The sequence below is a fragment of the Flexivirga sp. YIM B11880 genome (assembly GCF_058148645.1).
The window spans coordinates 42,089-64,924 of sequence record NZ_JBMAMH010000010.1; the positions used below are offsets into that span (position 1 = coordinate 42,089).

The window sequence follows — 22,836 nt, forward strand, 5'->3', positions numbered from 1 at the left end:
GAGCACATCAAGGAACGACCGCGGGATGGGAGGTGACCGGAGATGTGTTCCGACGCGAATGCCGCCATGGCCGGTGACGGCGGGCGGTTGGTCGATGTGTCCGGGTTGCCGGACACCGTCATCGCCGCGATCACCGACCTCGCCGAGCAAGCCCGGCGTACCTCCTTGAGCGACGTGTCCCGAGAGCGCCTGGGCGACCTGGTCCAGGCAGCCGAGACGGTCAAGGGATTCGCAGACGCGTCCTCGTTGGAGGCGACGGGGGCCTTGGTCGAGGACGTCGCCGCCGACCATGGCGTCGACCGCGACGACCCGCGCTACGCGCAAAAGGTGGCCGCGCACCGCAGGGCCGCGTGCCGCGCAGTGGTGCACGAAATCCAGTTGCTGACCGGCTCCACACTGACGGCGGCCCGAGACCGGGTCCGCTTCGCCACCGCGATGCGCGAACGCGTCGGCTCGGCGCACCGTCTGCTCCGCGCCGGCGGCTGCACCTGGCAGCGGGCGCGGATCGCGTATGCCGAGACCGCGCACCTCGATCCGGTGCTGGCCGGGCGGGTCATCGGGCGACTCCTCGCGCCGCCGGACCGGACGACGTCCGCCGACGGCGGCCTGGCCGGTGTCCCGTTGTCGCATGCCGGTTTTCGCGCCAGGGTCCGACGCCAACTCGCCCTGGTGGACGGTGCCGCCGCCGACCGCCAACGCAAACACCGCGAGGCCGTGGACGCACGGGATGCGTGCACCTTCCCCGGGCGCGACGGCACAGCGACCCTCCAGGCATCCGGCGACGCCACACGCGTCTTCGCCGCCCAACAACGCGTCGCCAACCTAGCCAAGGCAGCCCGGGCCGCCGGGGACAAACGGTCACTGGCTCAACTACGCGCCGACATCGCGATCGACCTCCTCATCGCCGGCACCATCCCCGGCCACGAACACCTGGGTGATGCGCCGGCCGGCCGGTTGCACGTGATCGTTCCCTTGGCCGCGCTGCTGCCCGACGACGTCGTGCAACAGCACGCGGGCGCTGCCGGGTGCGGTGCGGCATTCGGCCTCGCCGAAGTGCCCGGCCTGGGTTTCCTGACGCCCGAGCAGATCCGCGCCGTGGCGGTGCGAGCCGGGTCGACCTGGGCGCGCCTGGTCACCGACCCCGTCAGCGGCCAGGTGATCGACGCCGCACGCACCTATCGCGCACCGGCACGTATGGCGCGGCTGGTGCAGGGCCGCGATCACACCTGCCGGGCACCTGGCGACTGCGGCGTCTCCGCGTACGAAGCCGACCTGGACCACGACGTCGAGCACCAACCCGGCGCCATGCGTCCGGCCGACGGTGCCACGCACCCCGACAACCTGCACGCCTTGCACCGCGGTCATCACAACCCCAAGACCGGCCGGTTCTGGACCAGCCGACAACACGACGATGCCTCCATCACCTGGCACACGCTGACCCGACGGTTACGCACCACCGCGTTCGACCACCACCGACCGGACGACCACTGCCCGCCATGGGTCAGCCGCGCAGAGCAGCAGTTCGGCATCCGCCTGGCCCTCTGCCGGGAACACGACGTCATACCCAATGTGTTCACCGACCTCGAGGACCTGCAACTCCTCCAGGACGAGCATCGAGACCGGGCCATCGAACGACGCGCAGGCGGCAATCTCCGGATCTACCGGTTCCCGGGCGACATACGCGTGGAACTCCCTGGCCCCAAGCCACCGTTCTGACCGACCTCGGACGATGCACCGCCCGAATCCACTGGCCGACCCTTGCCGGCGGCCGGATCCAGTTGCGGCGTCAACAAACCAGTGACGACGACTCAACTCCAGATGCCGGTGATCGGGGCAGCGTCGGCGCTGGCGCCCAGCCGCGGTAGGTGGTACATGTCCTCCAGAAGCCGAAGCAGTGAGTAGAGGGTGTACTGGCCGCCGTACTGCCCTGATCTGACGCCCGCTCCGCTGATGATCGCGGGGATCTGGTTACCGGCGCTGCCGTCGTCCTCGTCCGCGGTGACGACCAGCAGGCTGTCGTGTGATGCTGCCCAGTCCGCGTACCCCCGACAGATGCTCTCGAAGCCAGTGGTCGGCCTGTGCCGGTGTGCCGTCGTGCATGTCGTGCTGGAGGTTCGGGATGACGAAAGAGACCGTGGGTAGCGACGCGTAGTTGCTCGGGAACGATGCCATCGGCTGACTCACATCGGCCGGCAGATCGGTGAAGCTGATCCAGGGACAGTGCCGCTGCACGTAGTCACCGTTGCGGCAGCCGGTGAACCCGGACCCCGGCAGGTCCTCGGCATACCCGATGAAGGTCTTGCCGGCGTCGAGCAGCGAGCGTGCCAGGTTCGGGCCGGCGTAGCGCACCGGACACGCGTCGCTGGACAGTCCTTGCGTCGATCCGGAGAAGAGCGCGAGGTAGTTCGGCTCGCTGGGATGCCTGATCGCATAGAACTGCGTGAGGCTGGCACCGTGCGCGGCCACACGGTTCAAGAAGGGCGCCTCCGGGTTGCCCAGCACCTCGCCGAACGCGTGGTTCTCCAGCACGACGATGACCACGTGTGCGGGTTCCGGCGTCCTCGACATCGCACCGGGCGAGGTCGGAAGTGACGAGGATGTCGACCGCGGCGGGCTCGGTGACTGCGCCGCTGGATGGGGCGAGGTGCAGCCGGTCAGCGCAGCCACCACCGCGAGTCCGATCGCCGCCGCTACAGCCTTCATCCGACAAGCATGCCGCGCGCTGCGATGTGCCACCAGGAGCCACCCTGAGGGGTTTTCTGGAGTTCGTCAACGATGTCCTCGAGGTCACGCTGCTGACCGACTCCCGGCGCGGACGTCAGCTCAGCCCGGCTCGACGGCGCAGGATCGCGCGTTCGCCGTCGTTCTTGGTCCGCCCGGCAGCCTCGAAGAACGCCTCGCGTGCCTGTTCCCGCAGGCCGGCCCGCTCGAGCAGGTCGCCGCGCACGCTGGGCACCAGGGGCGAGTCGCCGAGCGCGTCCGCCGGCAGTGCGTCCAGAACTGCCAGGCCTGCATCCGGTCCGAACGCCCGGCCGTGCGCGACAGCCCGGTTCACTTCGACCACCGGACCGGGCGCCGCGGTCGCGAGGACGTCATACAGCGCAGCGATCCGACGCCAGTCGGTGTCCTCAGCACGCTGGGCACGAGCGTGCTGTACGGCGATGGATGCTTGCAGGAAGTACCGCCCGACCGCCTTCCCCTGCCTCGCCAGCTGTTCCGCCTGATGCAGGGCCACAAGCCCGCGCCGGATCAGCAACTGATCCCAGCGTCGACGGTCCTGCGCCTCGAGCAGCACCGGACTGCCGTCATCATCCAGCCGAGCCGGCATCCGCGAACCCTGGATCTCGAGCAGCGCCTGCAGACCGAGCACTTCCGGCTCGTCCGGAGCGAGTGTCGCCAGCATGCGCGCCAGTCGCATCGCCTCGTTCGCCAGTTCGGGCCGCATCCAGTCGGCGCCGGCGGTGGCGGCATACCCCTCATTGAAGACGAGGTAGATGACCGCCATGACGTCATCGAGACGCTTGGTCCGCTCCGACCCGGTGGGCAGCTCGAACTCGGCGCGCGATTGCGCCAGCGTTTTCTTGGCGCGTGAAATGCGCTGTCCCATGGTCGATTCCGAGACGAGGAAGCCACGGGCGATCTCGGCGGTCGTGAGCCCGCCAACCAACCGCAGCGTGAGGGCAGCCCGCGACTCGGGGCTCAGGGACGGGTGGCAGGACAGGAAGATGAGCCGCAGCGCGTCATCCTCGATGTGGTCGACCTGGTCGTCGAGGTCGGGCATCGTGCCCTCCTCTCCGGCACCGGCGTAGCCCAGCTCCGTGACTTTGCGGCGATGAACGTCGGCGCGGCGGAAGTGGTCGATGCCCCGCCGCTTCGCGGTCGTCATCAACCACGCGCCCGGGTTGTCGGGCACGCCGGTGTCCGGCCACTGCTCGAGCGCGGCCACGAGTGCGTCCTGCGCCAGATCCTCGGCGAGCTCGAGGTCACGGGTCATGCGGGTGAGAGCGCCGACGAGGCGGGCCGATTCGGCCCGCCACGCGGCGACTATCACCTCGTGTGGATCGTCCGTTCGGATCTCTGCCGGCACGCGGCCAGCGTAGTGACGGTGGCTCAGTCGGCGGGGGCGTCCGGCCCGTCGGAGATCTGTCGCAGGGTGGAGATCACGGTGACCTCCGGCCAGTGCTTCGCGTGCAGTTCGGCGAACTCCTGCTGGTCGGCGACCGCGTCCTCGATGCTGTCGTACTGCATGATCGCCCACCCGCCGACGACCTCCTTCGCCTCGGCATACGGGCCGTTCACTCGGCTGACCTCACCCTCGCGGGAGATGAAGTTGACAGCGTCCTCGGTGCCGAACAACCCTCCGCCGTCAAGGAATACGCCCTTGGCGGCCTGCTCCCCGATGTAGACGTCCATCGCGTCGAACAGTGCCTTCGGCGGCGTTCCGACGCCTTCTTCCATCCGCACGAATCCCATGAAACGCGGCATTTCGATCACTCCCACTTGGTTGGCCGGTCTTGCTTGTCACAGGTACGTCGAACGATGATCGCGCTCTTCGACATCGGCAGCTCGAGAATTTTTGGGATCATGTCGAAGACATTCCGGCGAAGTCGTCGAGGTCTTGCCCCGCTGCCCCCGGATCGCGAAGATAGAACGTTACCCGCGTCCACGCCGGGCCGGCTTCGAGGAAGAGGCACGCTGATGTCCGACACACCCATCCACCTGTTGGTGGGCACCACCAAGGGCACCTTCATCCTGGACGGCGATGCCGCTCGCGCGAACTGGGCCGTCCGCGGGCCCTACTGCGACGGCTGGCCGATCAACCACGTCGTCGGCGACCCCGACACCGGCACGATCTGGGCCGGTGGCGGTGGCGACTGGACCGGCGCAGGTGTATGGCGCTCCGAGGACGCCGGACACACCTGGAACGTCACCAAACTCACCACCGGACAGGTCGACGAATGGGCCGCGAGTGACCCTGAGTTCGCGGCGTCGATCGGCTGGACGGAGACGCCGACACCGTTCGGCGACAACTTCTCCCAGGTGTGGTCGCTCGGCCGCGGCGGCGGGAAGCTGTATGCCGGGACCAAGCCGGCGACTCTCCTGGTCAGCGACGACGACGGCGAGACCTGGGAGACGGTCAAGGGCCTCACCGATCACCCGTCCGCACCGGACTGGGGTCCGGGCGCCGCAGGACTCGTCCTCCACACCATCGTCGTCGACCCGGAGAACCCCGAGAAGATGTGGGTCGGCATCTCCGCAGCCGGCGTCTTCGCCACCGAGGACGGTGGCGTCACCTGGGAACGGCGCAACGACCTCGCTGACCCCACGGACGGCGAGGGCAACACCCACCCGGCGGCCGCCTCCGAGGGACACACCGGGTTCTGTGTCCACCACATCGAGCGCGCCACCGGCGATTCGCTCTACCAGCAGAACCACCACGGCGTATGGCGTTCGGCGGACGGCGGTCATACCTGGCACAACATCACCGCCGGCCTACCGTCCACCTTCGGCTTCCCGCTCTGGACACACCCGCGCGACGAGCGCACGCTCTGGACCGTGCCGCTCAACGACGACTCCGCGGGCCGCTTCCCGCCCGACGCGGCCGCAGCCGTATGGCGCTCCCGGGACGCCGGCGCGTCCTGGGAGGCGCAGCGCGCAGGCCTCCCCCAGCAGGCGTGCTTCTTCACGGTGCTGCGCCAAGGAATGAGCGGCGACCACCAGGACCCGGCAGGCGTCTACTTCGGAACGAACACCGGGTCGGTCTTCGCCAGCCGCGACGAGGGCGATACCTGGCAGGAGATCGCCCGGCATCTGCCGACGGTCCTTGCGGTCGAAGTCCTCGACTCAGCCGGCGGGTGACCTCCACCCGGCACTACGACGACTGGTCGAGCCGAGCCTCGTCGATGGTCGGTTGAAAGAGTTCCACCGGGTTGCCGGAGGGGTCCTCGGCGATGATCTGCCGGCCACCCACGCCGTCGACGATGTCATTGCGGAACCGCACACCGCCGGATCGCAACCGGTCGACGAGCGCGTCGAGGTCGTCGACCTCGAGGGCGAAACGGTTCCAGCCGCCAGGGATCGGGGTCGTTCCGTCCGGCATGACCTGTCCACCACCGGGTCCGCCACCCGGAGCCGAGAGCACCAGCCGCAGGTCGCCCCGCGCGAGCATCGCGAAGGCGGGCGCCGGGTGCATGACCTCGGCGAAGTCGAGCGCCTCGGTATAGAACCGGATCGCCTCGTCGACATCGTGGACGATGTATCGCACGCTCACCGAAGGCATCGGAGACCTCACTCTCGTCGGTCACGAACAGCGAAGAGAGCGACGCCGAGCGATCATTGCTTGGCACCGAAATCGGTTGTACCGCTGTATGCCGATGAATGGAACGTTCACGATGATCCCATAACCGACCAACAGTGCGGCAGGGAAAGGCGGGTTCCACAGCACGAAGAGCGGGCCACAGGCCAATGCCCACCAGTGTGCGAGTTCGGCACGGCGCGTTTCCCGGACGAAGAGCACCAGACCACCGTCAGCCGGTGCGGGAATGCGGGACTTGCTGACACCTCCCTCGAAGAACCCGCCCGCCTCGGGCAGCCGATCCTTCCACCGGTCGATGCGCCACCTGCGGCGATACCAACGGCCTTCGTCCTCGAAGGCCCGTTGCCTCAGGAGCCATCCGTCATCCCTGAGATGGTTCTCGCTCAGGCGGTGAGCGGCATACCCGGTTCCGGCGTGGAAGACCGCCCACGCCGCCACGTCGACGGCGACCGTGACCGACCGGGGCATCACGAAGGTGAGCATCAGCGGTCGTCCTCGACGGGGCACTCGTGGGTCAACGCCACGGTCCGGCCACGCCAGCCCACGGATCGACGCCCGTGCGTCAGCAGCGCCGAGCGCAGGAACAACAGACCGAAGGCGATCAGCGGGAGCGGGAACAGCGCCCAGGTCCACCACCGGAACGAGCCGATGCGACGCACCATGGTCCGCAGCTGCAGTGCGACGGCGAGCCATGCGACAGGCCAGAACCACCCCGGTCCGGTGCCGGCCCACCGGCCGGTGCCGACGAGGTGCAGCACCGCGACCGCCGAGCCGGCGGCGACCGCGAAGTGAGCGGCAACCCAGACGGTGGCCGCCACGGCTGCCCGGCGATCGGCCTGCTGAGCACCCGACGCGATGTTCTTGGTCCAGCCTTCGACCAGTTGTCTCGCGCCCCGCGGATACATTCGCATCCGCACCGCCGCCTCCCCCACGGCGCACCCCACCGGCAGTCCGAGCCGCGCGTATGCGCCGGCCAGACCGACATCGTCCAGGATGTTCGTCCGGACTGCGGCGTGGCCGCCGACGCGTTCGTAATCGGTGCGCCCGGTGAACAGACACGGCCCGAACGCCGCGGGCCGCGTCGTGGTACGCCGCCCGAATGCCCCTCCGCCCATCATCGAGACGATGTTGAAGTATGCCGAAAGCTGTTCGTAGGCGGTCGGCACCTCGTGATACGGCTGCACCGACACCAGGCCGCCCGTTTCGGCATACCTGACAAGTAACCGGTCGACGGCATCCGGTGCCAAGACCGTGTCAGCGTCCAGAAAGAGCAGCAGCCGACCGTCGGCGATGTCGGCGCCTACTTGACAGGCCCACGCCTTACCGGTCCATCCCGGCGGGACGCGAGTGGTGACGGCTTTCGCGCCGCCGGCCAGCGCAACCTCGTAGGTGCCGTCCCGGGAGTCATCGTCGACCAGGATGATCTCGAGCACTGGTGAAGCGAGTGAGCGCAAGGAGGTGAGCAGGGGCGGCAGGTTCGTCGCCTCGTCACGCGCAGGAATGATGACCGAGACCTCGGAAGCGACGGGTGCGGTCCCGGAACGGAGAGGGAGCGACCGCAGTTCCCTCCACTGCGACCGGCCCGTCAGCAACGCACACAGCAGTGCGGTCATCAGGACGAGGGCGATCATGAGCGGCCTGCCACCGGGATCAACTGCAGCGGCATGCCGCCGGCGGGACGGACGGCAACGTCCGCCTGAGGGCTGGGGCGGGTCCAGCCGGCCGGCAGTTCGACACGGAACTCCGACACAACCCTGCTCAGCACGATCGCCATTTCGCCCAACGCGAACTCCCGACCGATACACAGGCGGGGTCCGGCACCGAAGGGCAGATAATCTGCACGAGAGACACCGTCAGCCATGAAGCGCCGGGGCTCAAACTCCTCCGCGCTGGGCCAGGCGTCGGCCCGGCGGTGCATCACCCACGGGCTGATGATGGCAGTGGTTCCGGCCGGAACGTCGCGCCCGCCGATCACATCGGGCTCCCGCGACCTTCGCGAGATCACCCAAGCCGGTGGGTACAGGCGCAGCGATTCGTCGATGACGGCCCGGGTCCACGGCACAGCCGAGCGGGTGCCGATCATCGGCACTGGACCCGTGAGTCGGCCGACCTCGCTGCGCACCCGGTCCTGGGCCGACGGGTTCTCGGCGAGGAGCATCAGCGTCCAGGACAGCGCGGCCGCGGTCGTTTCGTGTCCCGCGATGATCATGGTCACCAGTTCGTCGCGGATCGCCTGGTCCGACAGTCCGCCGTCGATGAGCAAGCCGACCAGGTCCGCACCATGCGAACCTGCAGTGCGACGGGCGTCGACCAGCTCGAAACACAGGACGTCGAGCTTGCGCCGGGTCGCGGCGAGCCGGCGGTTCACCACGGATGGGACCCGCTCGGGAAGGATCGACTGTCCCAGCCGGACCACGAGTCGGGACGCCGTGTCGGTTGCCTCCAGCAATCGGTGGGCCGTTTCGGAAAGATCAGCGGAGAGGATGGCATCACCCACCACCTCCAGCGCGATGCGTTGGCAGATGTCGGCCACATCGACGGTCTGTGGTCCGCGACCGGATCCGAGGTGGTGGCCCAGGAGGCGGTCGGTCGCGTCCGTCACCTTGGCCGACAGCTCGTGCAGCCGCTGGTGGTGAAACGCGGGCGCGGCCAATCGACGATGTGTCAGCCAGTTCGGCTGTGCGGAGGCGAGCAATCCCGGGCCGGTCACCCGCGCAAGAGCCCGATACTGGATGGTGTCCTTGCCCCACGTTCGCGCCCCTGTCTGCAGCACCCGGCGAACATCGGCCGGATCGCTGATGAGCAGGGCCGGCGGGCCGGGCACGGGGAAAGCGACGAGGTCGCCATACCGTTCGCGAGCCCGGCACAGGAAGCCCAGCGGGTCAGCCCTGATCGACCGGAACCCGGTCATCATCTGCCTGGTCGTGGGGCCCGGAACACCGACGTCGACCGGTCCCTGCAGCAGCCTCGCCCCCATGCCGCTCACGATGCCTCGCAGGAGCGTCGGTGGTGCGGCCGCAACCTGTCCCACACGGCGCAAGTGACCAGGACGAGGCCGAAGCCGAAGCCGAGATCTTCGACAGGTGCCCAGAACACCCGACCATCGCCCCACCAACGGACTCGTGCTCCACCGATGATCGCGCCGGCGTCATAGCGGACGATGCCGCGTCCGGTCAGCCACGCGTTCGTGATCAGCTGGAAGGCCAGCAGAATGCCGTACGCCGTCCACCAGTTCCTGGAGGAGGTCAGTCGGCTGCGCACCAGCCAGCGGTCGACGCACACGGATGCGAGCACGGCGATGACGGCGAGCGCCGTGTAGGTCACCGCGACTCCTTCCTGGGTCGCGTCGTGCCTCGCTGCTGGCGAGCGCTCAGCAGGCACACGGCCTCATACGTCAAGATCGCAGCAAGCGGGATGACGACGAAGAACGCGATCTCTTCGAGGGGGAGGCCGGCGACCCGCCATGGCAAGGTCTGTCGCCGGTCGAAACGCCACTGCCCGACATGCGTGGCCCAGACGTCCCAGGCGAGGAAAGGGATGGCCGCCACGACGATGGCCGTCGCCAGCCGCACCGGTCGGCGCAGCACACCCAACCCATAGCCGATGTCGAGTGGAACGGTGCCGAGGAGGCAGAACGCCAGCATGCCGGCGTAGGACAGGTGCCGCGGGCTCATCCGAGCCTCCGCCGGCGGAGCGGAACCCACTGGCTGCGGCCCGGCGTGGCCGGCATGGCTTCCGTTCGCAACGGCAGCGGCGTCGGCAGCGGGCCCGTGGAGTCGTCGCCGCGGACCGCCTTGAGCAGGATCTCCGCACTGATCAGGCACATGGGCAGACCGATGCCGGGCAGGGTGCTGTGGCCCGCGTAGAACAGACCAGCCACCCGTCGCGACCTGTTGCGCGCCCGGAAGAACGCCGACTGCCGGGCGGTGTGTGCCAGACCGAGTGCACCGCCGCACCACGCGTTGACGTCGTCCGCGAAGTCCCGGGGCCCGATCGTACGGCGTACGACGATCCGGTCGGCCAGGTCGGGCACTCCGGCCCACGTAGCGACCTGATGAATCGCGGCGTCGGCGACTCGTTCGACCGCGGCGTCGCCGCCGCCGTCGACACCACCACGTCCCATCCCCAATTCGGCGGGCACCGGGATGAGGATGAAAAGACTCTCGTGGTCTTCGGGCGCCATGGCCGGGTCACTGGCGGTGGTTCGACTCAGATAGATCGATGCCGGGTCGGGAATGGCCTGACCCGGTCGCCGGATGGCGTCGAAGTGCTTCTCCCAATCCCGAGTGAAGAACAACGAATGGTGGGCAAACTGCGGCAGTGGCCCCTGGGCCCCGAGCAGCACCAGAACCGCTCCCGGTCCCGGATCACGCCTGGCCCACCACGCCGAGGGACGACTGCGCGCGGCACCGGTCAGGAGTTCGGTCTCCAGATGATGCAGATCTGCAGCGCCCACCACGATGTCGGCATCGACGGTGACCGGACCGTCCGCGGCGGCGAAACTCACTCCCTGCACCTCGAGCGCGCGCCGATCGCCACTGCCCCGGCGACGTTGGCGCGCTCGGGTCTGGATCTCAGTGGCTCGCGAGGAGGTGTGGATCTTGACGCCTTCTGCCTGCGCGAGTGCGGTCAGCGATTCGACCAGCGTGCGGAAGCCACCCTGCGGGTAGAACACCCCGTCCACGAGGTCGAGATGGCTCATCAGGTGATAAATGCTGGGCGCGCAGGACGGCGACGTTCCGAGGAAGACGGCCGGGTAACCGAGGATCTGCGCCAGCCGATGGTCCTGGACGTAACCGGCGATGAAGCGGTCGAGCGGTTGCACCAGCAGCCGAGCGAGCTGACCGAGCCGGCTCACGACGTCGCGGCGTAGCAACGGCAGGATCGAGCCGTAGGTCGTGTAGAGGAAGCGCCGGATGGCCAGATCGTAGGTCGCCTCGGCGGACTCCAGATATGCGCAGATCCGGCGACCCGATCCTGGCTCGATCTTGTCGAAGGCTGCCGAGACCGCAGCCGTTCCGGAGTGCACATCGAGCGGCTGCGGATCGCCTTCGAAGAACACTCGGTATGCCGGATCCAACCGCCTGAGCATCATCTGCTCGTCCACGGTTGAGCCGAGCAGCCGGAAGAAGTGCTCGAAGACCTCCGGCATCAGATACCAGGAGGGGCCGGTGTCGAAGTGGAATCCGTCCCGGGTCCAGCTGCCGACCCGGCCGCCCAGCGTTGCGTTCTTCTCGTGCAATTCGACGTCGAACCCTGCGCGGGCCAGCAACGCCGCAGATGCCAGGCCCGCGACGCCACCGCCGATGACGACGACCTTGCGCGGCCTGGTCACCTGCGCCCCTGCCGAGCGCCCGCCACGAGTGCGAGTCGCAGCTTGGTGGGGCCGGACACTCGAACCCGCCGTCGGATGAGTTGCTCCGCAGGTGTCGTGCGCAGCCGGTGAGACAGCTCGGCGAACACGGCGTGGGCGGCGGCCACACCTCGACGGCTGCTGGTGGGCAGCTGACGGATGGCGGTCGCTGCCTGGTCCAGATCGGCGTCGATGTCATCCAGGATGCGCTGCTTGTCGGCTTCGGCGAGGTGTTGCGGATCGATGCCCGGGAAATAGCTTCGTCCGCGCAGGAAGTAGTCATCGCCCAGGTCGCGCAGAAAATTGACCTTCTGAAACGCGGCGCCGAGCCGGCGTGCTCCGTCCGAGAGTTCGTCATACGAAGGGACGGCGACGAGATCAGCGACCGACGAACGAGCCTGTGCCGACGGCGCGAGGAAGACCCGCAAACACATCAGACCGACGACTTCCGCCGAGCCGTACACGTAGCTCCCGAAGCTGTCGGCGTCGTGCTCGCGGACCGACAGATCGGTCCGCATCGACCCGAAGAAGGGTGAGATCAGGGTGGTCTGGATGCCGCACTGCCGCGCGGTGCAAGCGAACGCGTGCACGATCAGGTTGGTGCTGTAGCCGCAGCTCAGGGCATCCTCGGTGTCGGCCTGCAGCCGGTCCAGCAGGACGCGGGCATGCTCGGGACAATCCACCCCGGTCGGCCCGTCCACCACCTCGTCGGCGAGGCGGACCAGGGCGTAGATGTTGCGCACGTGGGCTCGCACCGGTGACTTCAGGAGCCTCGAAGCCATGCCGAACGACGATGAGTAGGCGTTGATGATGCGCGCGGCGGCGTCCTGCGCCACCGCATCGTAAATTCGCCGCTCAGCGGAATCCGCTGCGCGCGCGACTCGTGCTTCCCCGTGCTGCATCAGCTCCCACATGGTGGCCGCCTGCCTCATGCGGCGGTGCTCCGCATGATTCGTCGACTGAGCCGACCGAGCTCGGCCAGCAGCGGCGCATCGAGGCCGATGCGCTCCGCGGTGTCCAAAGCCTGCCGAAGGGAGTCCTCGGCCAGGTCTTCGACGAAGCGCCGTGACCCGCACGTTTCGAGCAGGTGACGTACGGTCGCTGCGGCGGCCGGGGTCAGCGCCGGGTCCCCGATGTGAGCGGACATCGCGTCCCACGCGGTGGTGGTTCGAGCGTGTGCAATGAGCGCAGTAGCCTTCCCCTCGCGCAGGTCGCCCAGCGCGCTCTTGCCGGTGTCGGCCTCGTCGCCGAACACACCGCGCAGGTCGTCGGCGAGCTGGAACGCGATTCCGGCGAGCCGGCCGACCGTCGCCAACTGGTCGACGATCTCCTTCGGGGCACCAGCAAGGACGGCGCCCGCCTGCAGCGGGAGTCGGAAGGAATACCACGCAGTCTTCTGCTCGGCGACAGCCAAGATCTGTTCCAGGGTGACCGTGAACGTACGGCAGACACTCGTGGCCACGTCGTCCAGTTCGCCGGCGGCGCTGACCCGGACGGCGTCTTCCACGAGGGCCAGTAGCTTCCGAGTTGTCTCCACATCTGTCCCGCAGAGTGCCACCTGCTGTATTGCCCGGGCGAGGGCGAGGTCGCCGGCGAGTACCCCGGCGGCCATGCCGAGGGTGACCGCACCGTCCTCGGTAGCTCCGCGAGTGCGCCCTTGATCGGCGAAAGCGCCCGACACGTTGCTCGATCCTCGGCGTACGACGTCCCGGTCGATGACATCGTCATGGATCACCAATGCCGTGTGCAGCAACTCCACAGCTGCGCCGATCCGGCATACGACGTCGAGATCCTGGCCTCCGCAGCAGTCGTAGGCTGCGAAGAGGAGTGCCGAGCGAAGCTTCTTGCCGCCACGGCAGGCGTGACCGAGTTGACGCCACAACTCTTGTGTGTCGGCGCTGTGCCCGGCAGCGCCTACGAGGCCATCGGCAACGAACCGGTCCAGCTCGTCGTCGAGGCGGCCGCGTCGACGCGTGCTCGCCGCTGTCGCACGTTCGCCTGGTTCACGATTCACTGCTGTGCCTCCTCGCGGCTTTCCACATCCATGGTGTCGGTCAACTGATGAGCGGACGGCTCGGATGCTCGGGATCTGCAGCCGAGCCTCGTCGTTCCGGCACGCCCACGACGCCGTCCTTTTGCGCGAGAAGGACACCGCCTGTCGTCGCGATGTCCAGCCTGGCGTCCTGCACTCCGAAGAGCTGCTCAGCGATCATCTTGACCTGTACGGGCGGCATCGGCATATCGAGGCGGTCGAACTCGTCGGCCAGGACTTGTGCCAGCGCACCGACGTCGGCGTGTGTCCCTGACGCAGCTCGGGTCAGCGCGTCGAGGTACTTCTGCAGTTGGCGGGCATCGAGGGACGCAACGAACTCCTCGTCCAGGACCAGGAAGCGACCCGCGGGTAGGGCGGTCGTATTCGCGTGAGAAGAGGACGAAGTGGCTTGCATGAGGTGCTCCTTGTCGTGATGGGTCCTGGCGGCTCGCACGTGCTCGTAGCGCTCCAGTGCGTCGCGTCGTTCGCTGTCGTGCTCGACGACGGGCGCGGGGTAACCGTGCGCATGACCCTCCGGGTGCTTCCACGGTGCGTGCACCGCTGCCCCGGTCAGGTGTCGCAACTCCGGCACCCATTCGCGCACGTAGTCGCCGTCCGGGTCGAACCGCTCTGCTTGCCGCACCGGGTTGAACACGCGGTGGAACGGAGCGGCGTCGGTGCCAGTGCCGGCGACCCATTGCCAGCCGTGGTTGTTCGACGCGAGGTCGCCGTCGATGAGGTGTTCCATGAAGTAGCGCGCGCCCTCAGCCCACCAGCGGTGCAGATCCTTGGTGAAGAAGCTTGCCGTCACCATACGAACGCGGTTGTGCATCCAGCCCGTCGCATTCAACTGCCGCATCCCTGCGTCGACCAACGGATAGCCGGTCCTGCCCTCCCGCCACACGCGCACCAGCTCGTCGACGTCCTCGTCGCCGCTTCCTTCGCCGTGGCCGTCATACAGGGCCGACATACCCGACGTCATGTCGTGCCAGGCACTTTCGGGCGCGCGCCACAGGACGTCGGCGTAGAACTCCCGCCAGGCGAGTTCGGTGCGGAAACGGTCGGCGGACCGACTACGGCGCGTGCCCAGGTCGTGCAGCAGGGTGCGCGGGTGGATCGCACCGACCTTCAGGTACGGCGACAGCCGGCTGGTGCCGTCGAGGTCCGGGCGGTCGCGATCCTCGTCGTACCGATCGAGCGACGTTTGCAGGAACTGCTCCCATTGATGTCGGGCGGCGTTCTCGCCGGCGTCGGGGAGCGGCACCGGACACTGATGCACCGCCTCCTCCAGTGCACTCAGCGCCTCCGGATCGTCCGCGGCGGCAGCGAGCTGGAGACCGTGGAGGTCAGGGGCGGGCGCGGGCCAGCCGTGCGAGCGCCAGGCGCGGGAGAACGGTGTGAACATCTTGTAGGGGGCGCCGGTTTCGCGGGTCACGAGCCCGGGGCCGACGGCGTACGGCGTACCGGTCGCCACCATGTCGATGCCTCGCTCGCCCAGGGTTGCGGCCACCCGGTCGTGCGGCGGACAGCCCAGGGCGTCGTTTCCCTCGTGTGATGCACGGCCGCCACATCGTGCTCGGCACACAGGGCGCGCAGCACCGTCTCGGGCCGGCCGATTCGTATGCACAAGCGACCGTCGAACGCGTCGCGCGCGGCGAGCACGTTGGCAGCGACCCAGCCACGGCGGACCGGACCCGCAGCTCGCCACAGCCGCGGTTCGACGATGAACAGCGGAAGCACCGGACCGTCCTGCGCCGCTGCGCTGAGCGCCGGATGGTCCGTCCGGCGCAAGTCGCGTCGTAGCCACAGGATGCTCGGAAGGTGTCCTGCGGTAACCATGCGAATACCCTACGCAGAATCCGGCCTTTGTACAATCTTATGTGGAAGGTAAGCTCCAGCCATGACCTACACGATCGGTGAGGTCGCCGAACTCACCGGCGTACCCGCAGTGACGTTGCGCGCCTGGGAGAATCGTTACGGCGTCGTCCGACCGAGCCGCACTGAGTCCTCCTATCGGCAGTACGACGAGCACGACCTCGAGACGCTCCAGCGGATGCGCGCATTGGTCGACTCGGGCGTTCCGCCCCGCCGAGCGGCCCACTTGGCGGCCACCCCGGTCAGCCACCAGTCAGACCCATCGCCGACCGTGCCGCCCGCCCCGATTCAGGACGTGACAGCGTTGGCGCGCGCGGGTGCGGCTCTGGACAATGACGCGTTGCGTCGGATCCTCGACGAAGCCTTCGCGGTCACGTCGATCGAAACTGCCGTCGACGCCTGGCTCGTGCCCAGCATGCACGAGGTCGGCCGATCCTGGGAGTCCGGCGGCCTGGACGTGGTCTCCGAGCATCTGATCAGCGCCGCAGTGATGCGCAAGCTGTCCACGCTGTTCGACACCACGCCGGCTCGAGGGCCCCGCGTGGTGGTCGGCCTGCCCGCCGCGAGCCGACATGAGCTGCCGGCCCTCGCCTTCGCGCTGCTGCTGCAGCGCCTGGGCACTGAGGTGTTGTACGTCGGCGCGGATGTGCCTCAGGCCTGCTGGGCCCGGCTGGCCGAGGTGTGGCAACCGGATGCCGCCGTACTCGGCGTCGCCTGCGGATCCGATGTCGAGCCGGCCGCTGCTGCGGTCCGGACGCTCGCTACCGCCGGCATCGACACGGTGTATGTCGGTGGCCGGGAGGCTCATCGCGTCGGCGGAGCCATCCCCCTGACGTCGTCCCTCACAACCTCGGCGCAGACGGTTGCAGCCGCACTGACTCACCGTGGTGCGACCCCGCGTCGACATACGGACAGGTGACGACGGTGGCATCGATCAACCCCGTCCGAGAGGTCCGGTCGTTCGTCCGGGCGGCGCTGGTCGTGCCCGTGCCGCGCGATCACCGGGAGAGCGATGCGGCCTTCCGCCGCCGCAGGGTCGTGGCGCTGGCGACCTTGGTCGTCGGTGCAGCGCTGCTCAGTGTGGCTCTGCGCATCCCGGCGGGCGATCGCTCGTTCTATCTGGCCACTGCCGCGCTGGCCGTCGTCTGGACGGCCGGCGGTTTCCTTTCCGGCCCCTTGCACCTGGGCCGCGCGCACACCCGGGCCGGTTCCGACCAGGCCCGGCCGGTGGTGCAGTCGCTGGCCCTGGGAGCGCTGTTACTGGTGATCTTCCTGGCGGGCGGCCTGCTGGTCTCTCGCGTGCCGGCGCTGCGTGATCCGGTGGTGCGACTGCTGGATCACGCCCGATTGGGTTCGTTGCCGGCGATCGCCCTGATCACCGCCGCCAACGGCGTCGCGGAGGAGATCTACTTCCGTGGGACGCTGTATGCCGCGGTCGGGCGGCGCTACCCAGTGCTGATCAGCACGGCCGTCTACACCATCGCCACCGCCGGCAGCGGCATCCCGCTGCTGGTGCTTGCTGCCGCCGCGCTCGGCCTGCTGACCGGCCTGCAGCGCCGCGTCACGGGCGGCATCCTCGCACCCATCATCACCCATCTGATCTGGTCGCTGGGCATGCTGCTCCTGCTGCCGCTCGTCCTACCCACAGGAGGTTGAACCATGGCAGTCGTGCTGGTGACCGGAGCGACCGGTTACATCGGCGGACAGCTCGTCCCGGAGTTGCTGCGGCGCGGGCACACCATTCGGGTGCTCACCCGTCATGCCTCCGGACTCGCCGGACAGGCGTGGTCGAGCAAGGTCGAGGTCGTCCAGGGCGATGCGTCGCGGCCGGCCGATTGTCGGCGCGCGCTGGACGGGGTCGAGACCGCGTTCTACCTGCTGCACTCGATGGACGGCCAGGGGGATTTCCGGCAACGTGATCGGGCGATGGCGCAGACCTTCGCCGATGCAGCAGCCGCAGCAGGTATTGCGCGGGTCGTCTATCTCAGCGGCCTCCACCCCGACGGCGCGCTGTCGGACCATCTCGCCTCACGGGTCGAGGTCGGAGAGATCTTCCTGGCCCGCCCCACCCCGGCAGTGGTCCTGCAGGCGGGCGTTGTGCTCGGCAACGGCTCGGCATCGTTCGACATGTTGCGGCACCTGACCGAGCGACTGCCCGCGATGGTCGCGCCGCGCTGGGTGGACAACCGGATCCAGCCGATCGCCGTCGCGGACGTGGTGCACTATCTCGCCGGTGCCGCTGAGCTGCCCGCGGACACCAACCGGACCTTCGATATCGGCGGGCCGGAGGTGCTGACCTACGCGCAGATGATGCAGCGGTATGCCGCGCTCGTCGGTCTCCGCCGGCGGCGGATCATCAGCGTGCCGGTGCTCACGCCGCGCCTCGCCGGTCTGTGGGTCGAGGTCGTGACGCCCATCTCCTCCGGCATCGCGCGCCCGCTGGTCGGCAGCCTGGTGCACGAGGCCCTCTGCCGGGAAAACGACGTGCTGGAGCTGATCGGCCCTCCCCCGCACGGCCGGACCGGCTTCGCGGAGGCGATCCGGTCGGCGGTCACCGACCTCGACCCCCACCGGTGGAGCCGCACACTGGCTCGGACGTCGGCGGTCGCCGGCTCCGCCGCGGTCGTGGGTTCGCTTCTCGCGACACCTGATTCGCGGTGGTACCGCGCTCTTCACCTGCCTTCTTGGCAACCCCCGCGGGCCGCATTCCCGACCGTGTGGACGATCCTCTACGCCACGACGGCGGTGGCCACCGCCAGCGCCAGCACTGAGCTCGCCGAGAGCGGCCGGCCGGTCCGCAGCCGGCAACTGGAGCAGGCGCTGATGGCCAACATGGTGCTCAACGTCGGCTGGACCGGGCTGTTCTTCCGAGGTCGGCGGCTGTGGCCGGCCACCGCGGAATGCGCTGTGCTGACAGCGAGTTCGGTCGACCTGGCCCGACGGGTAGGCGCCACCGGCCGGGGCAAGGCGGCCGCCATCGGGCTGTACGCCGGCTGGTGCCTTTTCGCGACGGCCCTGAGCGGGTCGATTGCGCGTCGTAACTCTCGCCGGCGCTGAGCGCCGGCCGGACGCCGCTCTTGAATGGTGGATGTGAAGGGACTCGAAAGATTGACACTGCTACCATGGATGCCAGTGATAGCACCAAATTTGGCCCTATTGCTGGGAACTACACCCGAGCAACACTGGTAAGTAACAGGGCGAACAGGGTAAAACTGGGTAACGTTCCCCACGTCCAGGAAGGTCTTGCGATGCCGAACCCGTTGCCCAAGACCCGCAAAGACGGCACCGTCGTCTACCGGGTCCGCTACCGCCTCGGTGGCCGATCTACCTGCGAGACGTTCTTCGACCTCGGCCGCGCGCAATGGTTCTGCGACCAGATCGAACTGCACGGCGTACGGTTCGCAGTCCGGGCGCTCGCCGACCTCGAAGACGACAAGGGCGAGACCGCCGACGACGCGCCCACCCTGGATCAGGTAGCCGCCAAATTCTTGACCTGGAAACGTGACTACGTGCGCTCAGAAGTCACCATCGACGCCTACACCAAGCACTACGAGACGCACATCTCCCCCACTCTCGGTAACCTCCCGATCGACACCATCAGCACCGAGGACGTACAAGCCTGGGTCGAACGCATGGTGTCCGGCAAGATCGGCAACACCCGCACCAACAAAGCCGCCAAGCTGCACCCGAAGACAATCCGGGGCCGACACGCGCTGCTGCACCAGATCATGGACTACGCCGCCGACCCGCGACGCGCTTACATCGCGGCCAACCCATGCAAGGGTCACATCGAGCTGCCCGAGCGCATCAAGCCGAACCCCAAGGGCCTGATGCCGATGCAGTACCAGGCTCTGCATGCCGCACTGAAGCAACTGGACCCCGACGCTGCCGACTTGGCCGAGTTCCTCGTCTCCTCCGGGTGGCGCATCGGCGAGTCGATCGCCCTGCAGGTCGCCGCCGTCGAAGACTATGGGCCGCGCTCACCAATGTACGTCTCCATGGATCAGGTGGGCCGCAAGGTCAAGGGCGGCACCGTCATCGCGAAGCTGGAGGGCAAGCGGCAGCACTCAATGCGCCGTACCAAGATCGACCCCGACGCCGCACGCTCCGTCCGCCGACGCATCACCGGCCGACCACACAACGCGCTGGTGTTCACCCGCCGCGACGGCAGCCCGTGGCAGCACCATAACTTCCGGCACGCCATCGACAAGGCAGCCGCCGTGGCTGGCCTGCCCCACCTGTCCTCGCACTGGTTCCGCCATACCCACGTCCTGTGGCATGCAATGGCCGGCACACCGCTGCCCGAGCTGCAGACCCGCATCGGCCACGCCTCCATCGCCACCACCCTCGGCGTGTACGGCCGCATGATCGGTGATGTACAGGACGACTCCCTCACCAAGTTCGCCGCCATGCGGGATGCCATCCCAGCGCCCTCGCAGCTCGACGCCCGCCCGACACTGAACCGTGACCTACCTACCGATGGGTAGCGGCATGGCGTGTCATACCAGGGCTGCATGATATGACACAGCACACCACATGGGGAGGAACCCGAATGACCACCACACACGACCCGCTCGATGCCATCTCCATTCTTGGCTGGCGGGTCGTGCCGATGGAGGACTTCGGCCATCGTGTGACCATCGTCCACGATGTTCGTGTTCTGCTCATTGACCGTCGGGTGGACCGTCAGACGGCCGCCGACTGCGTGCTTCAACGCCTCCATGGAGAGTCTCGCTACCGGTCTCAGTTACCTGAGGCGTCATAGGTCCGGCGTCCTGTGCCCCGCTCACCGGGGCATGGTTATTGGGGGCGGCGTCTCGTTGTTCATCATCACCATCTTCTCCCTTAAATACGGCCGCTTCGAGGACTTCGATACGGCCTTGTAGCTCTTCGATCCACTCTTCAACGCTTCCGAGGTAGTCAGGGTCTTCCCAACTGCCCCCGAAGATCGGGTAGCGGGATGTCGTTATCTTCGCCATCCGGTCATCCATGTCGGCGATCACCCGGCGCCAGTCACCGCCGCTCTCTGGCCATAGGAGCTTGAGTGCGGCTGCGAGCCGGTCGTCTCTCACCGCTTCGCCGAGCTCGACCCGATCCCACGTTGCCGCGTTAAGCCCGGCCTTGCGGTAGGCGGCTGACTTTGTCCCAAACTTTGCCCTCCGGTGCACCTCCACGGATCGGCCGATTCGTTCGCGATCGTCGTCTGTCATATCCACATCGCACAGCGTGACAGATACGCCTAGGAACATCTATAGCCACCCAGGAACACCCCTAGAACATGCGCCTGACCTGCGCAAACCACACCGTTGTGGTTCCGCAGGTCAGGCCCGCTTTTAGTTCCTCGTTGCGATCTGTTGCGATGTGTTCCTAGCTATGCTTAACTGTTCTCATGTCCACCACACAGACGACCGTCGAGGTCAACGGATACGCGCTCCGCGAGCTGCGCGTCCGCTCGGGAATCGGAGTCGCTGACCTGGCCGAAACGGTCGGAGTGCAGCGGCCATACATCGCCAAGATCGAACTCGGCCACAGCCAGCGCGTCAGCCCGAAGGTGTTCAACGCGCTGCTCTCCGCGCTCGCAATCACCGACCGCCGCGTGCTCATGGCGAACCCCCACGGCGCGACCGGAATGCAGGTGTCGGCATGAGCACCGGCGAGGTCATCGAGTTCGACAAGGCCGCCGCCGAGCGTCGTGCTGAGCGCATCACTCTCCGGCTGGACAGCATCGCGGACAACTATGCGGCCGTCATGCCGATGATCCGCGAGGCCATCGAGAAGCGCGACGACATCGCCCTCGGATACAACTCCCCCACCGCATACGTCTCCGACCGCTTCGGCGGGTCGCTGCAGCGCCTCGGGGTCGAGGTCCGGCGCTCAGTCGTGAAGGAACTGACCGAGGCGGGCATGTCCACGCGGGCAATCGCACCCGTCGTCGGCACGTCACACGAGACGGTGCGCTCGGATCTGTCCTCAGGTGTCAAGGACTTGACACCTGACCCCGAGCCGCTGGTCAACACCGAGACCGGCGAAGTCTCCGACGACTACGTGACCGACCAGACCGACCTGGACCAAGAGCTTCCCGCCGAGGACGCAGCAACGTCCGACGACACGGGAACCAAACCGAGCGAGGCGGTCGAGTCCTTCCCTTTTCCGGCTCCCGCCCGCTCGGTCACTGGCCTGGACGGCAAGACGTACACGCGGCCCGAGCCGAGCAAGCCCAAGCGCGCGCCCCTGACTGACGCGTTCTGGAAGGCCACCTACGACCTGCAGAAGGTCACCGAACGACTCGAACGGCTCCATGGAGACGACCGTTTCGAGCGCAACAAAAACGAGGTAGCCACGAAAAACCGCAGCTACCTCGTGCAAGCCCAAGAGCGCCTGGCCGCGCTACTCGGGGATCTTCCCAACTAACCGAAGGATACCGCATGTCCGCACAGCCCAGCGAGGACAACGTGTTCTCGCTTGTCACCAGCAAATTGTCCGCCGACTTCACCATCGTCACGCCCACGATGGCCGCCGAGTGGCTAAGCGTCAACGAGAAGAACCGGAACGTCCGACCACTCAATGTCAAGATGTTCTGCCGCGACATGGAAGCCGACAACTGGATCGTCACCGGACAGGCCATCCAGTTCGACCGGACCGGCAAGCTCATCGACGGTCAGCACCGCCTCATGGCGATTGTGAGAGCCAAGAAGCCGGTCATGCTGCTCGTGGTCAGGGGTCTAGACCCCCGAGCGCAGAAGGTGATCGACGCGGGCGCGAAGAGGTCCGCATCCGACGCACTGAAACTCCTTGGCGTTCACGGTTACACCCGTGTCGCGTCGCTGTCGCGACTGTGCTTGGTGCTAGACGGCGGTCAGGGCGATCCGCGAAACGGGGCGGGGTATTCGAACAGTGAAATTGACGAATACCGCCTCTCGCACCCCGAGGTGGAGGTGGCTGTATCTGCCACATACCCGTTCATGAGCTTGCCGATGAACCCCACGGTCATCGCCTACTGCTGGATGGTCTTCGCCGAAGTTGACGGTGGAGACGCCACGGAGTTCTTCGAGGCAATGGTCAACAACGCCACGACCGGGCGAGGCGACCCGCGAAACACCTTGCTCCTCAAGCTTCGAGACGCGGAGGCGAAGGGAATTCGGCTCTCGATGGTCGACCAGATCAGCTACACGATCCGCGCGTGGAACTACTGGCGCAAGGGCGACCGCCTGACCGTCCTCAAGGCAGTCAAGGACAAGAGCATCCCGGAGCCGCGCTGAC

24 protein-coding genes are annotated in these 22,836 nt (G+C 67.6%); 9 read left to right on the top strand and 15 right to left on the bottom strand.

All coding sequences use genetic code 11. From position 1 onward, the window contains the following. Positions 1-42 precede the first annotated feature (42 nt). On the top strand, positions 43-1,716 hold the full coding sequence (locus tag ACN8HC_RS14365) for an HNH endonuclease signature motif containing protein (protein ID WP_490075521.1): 1,674 nt from the start codon (positions 43-45) through the stop codon (positions 1,714-1,716). Positions 1,717-1,968: 252 nt separating this feature from the next. Here ACN8HC_RS14365 and ACN8HC_RS14370 read toward each other — a convergent pair whose 3' ends face one another. From ACN8HC_RS14370 to ACN8HC_RS14380, 3 genes are all read right to left on the bottom strand, one after another. Then, positions 1,969-2,703, bottom strand: coding sequence for an alkaline phosphatase family protein (locus ACN8HC_RS14370; protein WP_490075522.1), 735 nt, complete (start codon positions 2,701-2,703; stop codon positions 1,969-1,971). Positions 2,704-2,818: 115 nt separating this feature from the next. Next, complete coding sequence (locus tag ACN8HC_RS14375) at positions 2,819-4,087, bottom strand: RNA polymerase sigma factor (protein ID WP_490075523.1); 1,269 nt, start codon at positions 4,085-4,087, stop codon at positions 2,819-2,821. Between the two features lie 23 nt (positions 4,088-4,110). After that, on the bottom strand, positions 4,111-4,485 hold the full coding sequence (locus tag ACN8HC_RS14380; RefSeq protein WP_490075524.1) for a YciI family protein: 375 nt from the start codon (positions 4,483-4,485) through the stop codon (positions 4,111-4,113). 213 nt (positions 4,486-4,698) lie between these two features. On the opposite strand from ACN8HC_RS14380, the gene ACN8HC_RS14385 reads away from it, so the two are divergent. After that, on the top strand, positions 4,699-5,859 hold the full coding sequence (locus tag ACN8HC_RS14385; protein WP_490075525.1) for a WD40/YVTN/BNR-like repeat-containing protein: 1,161 nt from the start codon (positions 4,699-4,701) through the stop codon (positions 5,857-5,859). A 13-nt stretch (positions 5,860-5,872) separates the two neighbouring features. Here ACN8HC_RS14385 and ACN8HC_RS14390 read toward each other — a convergent pair whose 3' ends face one another. Genes ACN8HC_RS14390 through ACN8HC_RS14440 form a run of 11 tightly spaced genes read right to left on the bottom strand, consistent with a single transcriptional unit; the run spans position 5,873 to position 15,540 of the window. Beyond that, positions 5,873-6,271 carry a VOC family protein gene (locus tag ACN8HC_RS14390; protein ID WP_490075526.1) on the bottom strand — a complete coding sequence of 133 codons (399 nt, stop codon included), beginning with the start codon at positions 6,269-6,271 and terminating at the stop codon, positions 5,873-5,875. Positions 6,272-6,301: 30 nt separating this feature from the next. Then, on the bottom strand, positions 6,302-6,799 hold the full coding sequence (locus ACN8HC_RS14395) for a glycosyl-4,4'-diaponeurosporenoate acyltransferase CrtO family protein (RefSeq protein ID WP_490075527.1): 498 nt from the start codon (positions 6,797-6,799) through the stop codon (positions 6,302-6,304). Continuing rightward, on the bottom strand, positions 6,799-7,947 hold the full coding sequence (locus tag ACN8HC_RS14400; RefSeq protein ID WP_490075528.1) for a glycosyltransferase family 2 protein: 1,149 nt from the start codon (positions 7,945-7,947) through the stop codon (positions 6,799-6,801). Before ACN8HC_RS14400 ends, ACN8HC_RS14395 begins: the two co-directional genes overlap by 1 nt. Further along, positions 7,944-9,293: a cytochrome P450 gene (locus tag ACN8HC_RS14405; RefSeq protein ID WP_490075529.1), complete on the bottom strand. Its 1,350-nt coding sequence runs from the start codon at positions 9,291-9,293 to the stop codon at positions 7,944-7,946. The genes ACN8HC_RS14400 and ACN8HC_RS14405 overlap by 4 nt, the downstream gene beginning before the upstream one ends. Before the next feature lie 5 nt (positions 9,294-9,298). Beyond that, positions 9,299-9,640 (bottom strand): hypothetical protein, encoded by a 342-nt coding sequence (locus tag ACN8HC_RS14410; RefSeq protein ID WP_490075530.1) that lies wholly within the window; start codon positions 9,638-9,640, stop codon positions 9,299-9,301. Further along, entirely contained in the window at positions 9,637-9,990 is a 354-nt protein-coding gene (locus tag ACN8HC_RS14415) for a lycopene cyclase domain-containing protein (RefSeq protein ID WP_490075531.1), read from the bottom strand. Before ACN8HC_RS14415 ends, ACN8HC_RS14410 begins: the two co-directional genes overlap by 4 nt. After that, positions 9,987-11,651, bottom strand: a complete 1,665-nt coding sequence (gene crtI / locus ACN8HC_RS14420; protein WP_490075532.1) for a phytoene desaturase family protein — start codon at positions 11,649-11,651, stop codon at positions 9,987-9,989. The genes ACN8HC_RS14415 and crtI overlap by 4 nt, the downstream gene beginning before the upstream one ends. Then, a complete protein-coding gene (locus ACN8HC_RS14425; RefSeq protein WP_490075533.1) occupies positions 11,648-12,601 on the bottom strand; it encodes a phytoene/squalene synthase family protein in 954 nt (317 codons plus the stop codon). The genes crtI and ACN8HC_RS14425 overlap by 4 nt, the downstream gene beginning before the upstream one ends. Beyond that, the gene (locus tag ACN8HC_RS14430) at positions 12,598-13,683 is read right to left on the bottom strand and encodes a polyprenyl synthetase family protein (RefSeq protein ID WP_490075534.1); all 1,086 of its coding nucleotides are present in this window, start codon (positions 13,681-13,683) and stop codon (positions 12,598-12,600) included. Before ACN8HC_RS14430 ends, ACN8HC_RS14425 begins: the two co-directional genes overlap by 4 nt. A 40-nt stretch (positions 13,684-13,723) precedes the next feature. Continuing rightward, positions 13,724-15,178 carry a cryptochrome/photolyase family protein gene (locus ACN8HC_RS14435; RefSeq protein WP_490075535.1) on the bottom strand — a complete coding sequence of 485 codons (1,455 nt, stop codon included), beginning with the start codon at positions 15,176-15,178 and terminating at the stop codon, positions 13,724-13,726. Beyond that, positions 15,133-15,540, bottom strand: a complete 408-nt coding sequence (locus tag ACN8HC_RS14440) for a deoxyribodipyrimidine photo-lyase (RefSeq protein ID WP_490075536.1) — start codon at positions 15,538-15,540, stop codon at positions 15,133-15,135. The genes ACN8HC_RS14435 and ACN8HC_RS14440 overlap by 46 nt, the downstream gene beginning before the upstream one ends. Positions 15,541-15,601: 61 nt before the next feature. Between ACN8HC_RS14440 and ACN8HC_RS14445 the strand changes: the two genes are divergently transcribed. From ACN8HC_RS14445 to ACN8HC_RS14460, 4 genes are all read left to right on the top strand, one after another. Further along, positions 15,602-16,495 carry a MerR family transcriptional regulator gene (locus ACN8HC_RS14445; protein WP_490075537.1) on the top strand — a complete coding sequence of 298 codons (894 nt, stop codon included), beginning with the start codon at positions 15,602-15,604 and terminating at the stop codon, positions 16,493-16,495. A gap of 5 nt (positions 16,496-16,500) precedes the next feature. Continuing rightward, positions 16,501-17,232: a CPBP family intramembrane glutamic endopeptidase gene (locus ACN8HC_RS14450; protein ID WP_490075538.1), complete on the top strand. Its 732-nt coding sequence runs from the start codon at positions 16,501-16,503 to the stop codon at positions 17,230-17,232. A 3-nt stretch (positions 17,233-17,235) separates the two neighbouring features. After that, positions 17,236-18,633, top strand: coding sequence for a tryptophan-rich sensory protein (locus tag ACN8HC_RS14455; RefSeq protein WP_490075539.1), 1,398 nt, complete (start codon positions 17,236-17,238; stop codon positions 18,631-18,633). 65 nt (positions 18,634-18,698) lie between these two features. Beyond that, on the top strand, positions 18,699-20,063 hold the full coding sequence (locus ACN8HC_RS14460; RefSeq protein WP_490075540.1) for a tyrosine-type recombinase/integrase: 1,365 nt from the start codon (positions 18,699-18,701) through the stop codon (positions 20,061-20,063). Between the two features lie 177 nt (positions 20,064-20,240). Here the strand turns inward: ACN8HC_RS14460 and ACN8HC_RS14465 are convergent, their stop codons facing one another. After that, on the bottom strand, positions 20,241-20,786 hold the full coding sequence (locus ACN8HC_RS14465; RefSeq protein ID WP_490075541.1) for a hypothetical protein: 546 nt from the start codon (positions 20,784-20,786) through the stop codon (positions 20,241-20,243). A gap of 179 nt (positions 20,787-20,965) precedes the next feature. Between ACN8HC_RS14465 and ACN8HC_RS14470 the strand changes: the two genes are divergently transcribed. The 3 genes from ACN8HC_RS14470 (at position 20,966) to ACN8HC_RS14480 (ending at position 22,835) form a co-directional block, all read left to right on the top strand. Next, positions 20,966-21,223 carry a helix-turn-helix domain-containing protein gene (locus tag ACN8HC_RS14470; RefSeq protein ID WP_490075542.1) on the top strand — a complete coding sequence of 86 codons (258 nt, stop codon included), beginning with the start codon at positions 20,966-20,968 and terminating at the stop codon, positions 21,221-21,223. Continuing rightward, positions 21,220-21,987: a hypothetical protein gene (locus ACN8HC_RS14475; RefSeq protein WP_490075543.1), complete on the top strand. Its 768-nt coding sequence runs from the start codon at positions 21,220-21,222 to the stop codon at positions 21,985-21,987. The genes ACN8HC_RS14470 and ACN8HC_RS14475 overlap by 4 nt, the downstream gene beginning before the upstream one ends. Before the next feature lie 65 nt (positions 21,988-22,052). After that, positions 22,053-22,835: a hypothetical protein gene (locus tag ACN8HC_RS14480; RefSeq protein WP_490075544.1), complete on the top strand. Its 783-nt coding sequence runs from the start codon at positions 22,053-22,055 to the stop codon at positions 22,833-22,835. Position 22,836 lies beyond the last annotated feature (1 nt).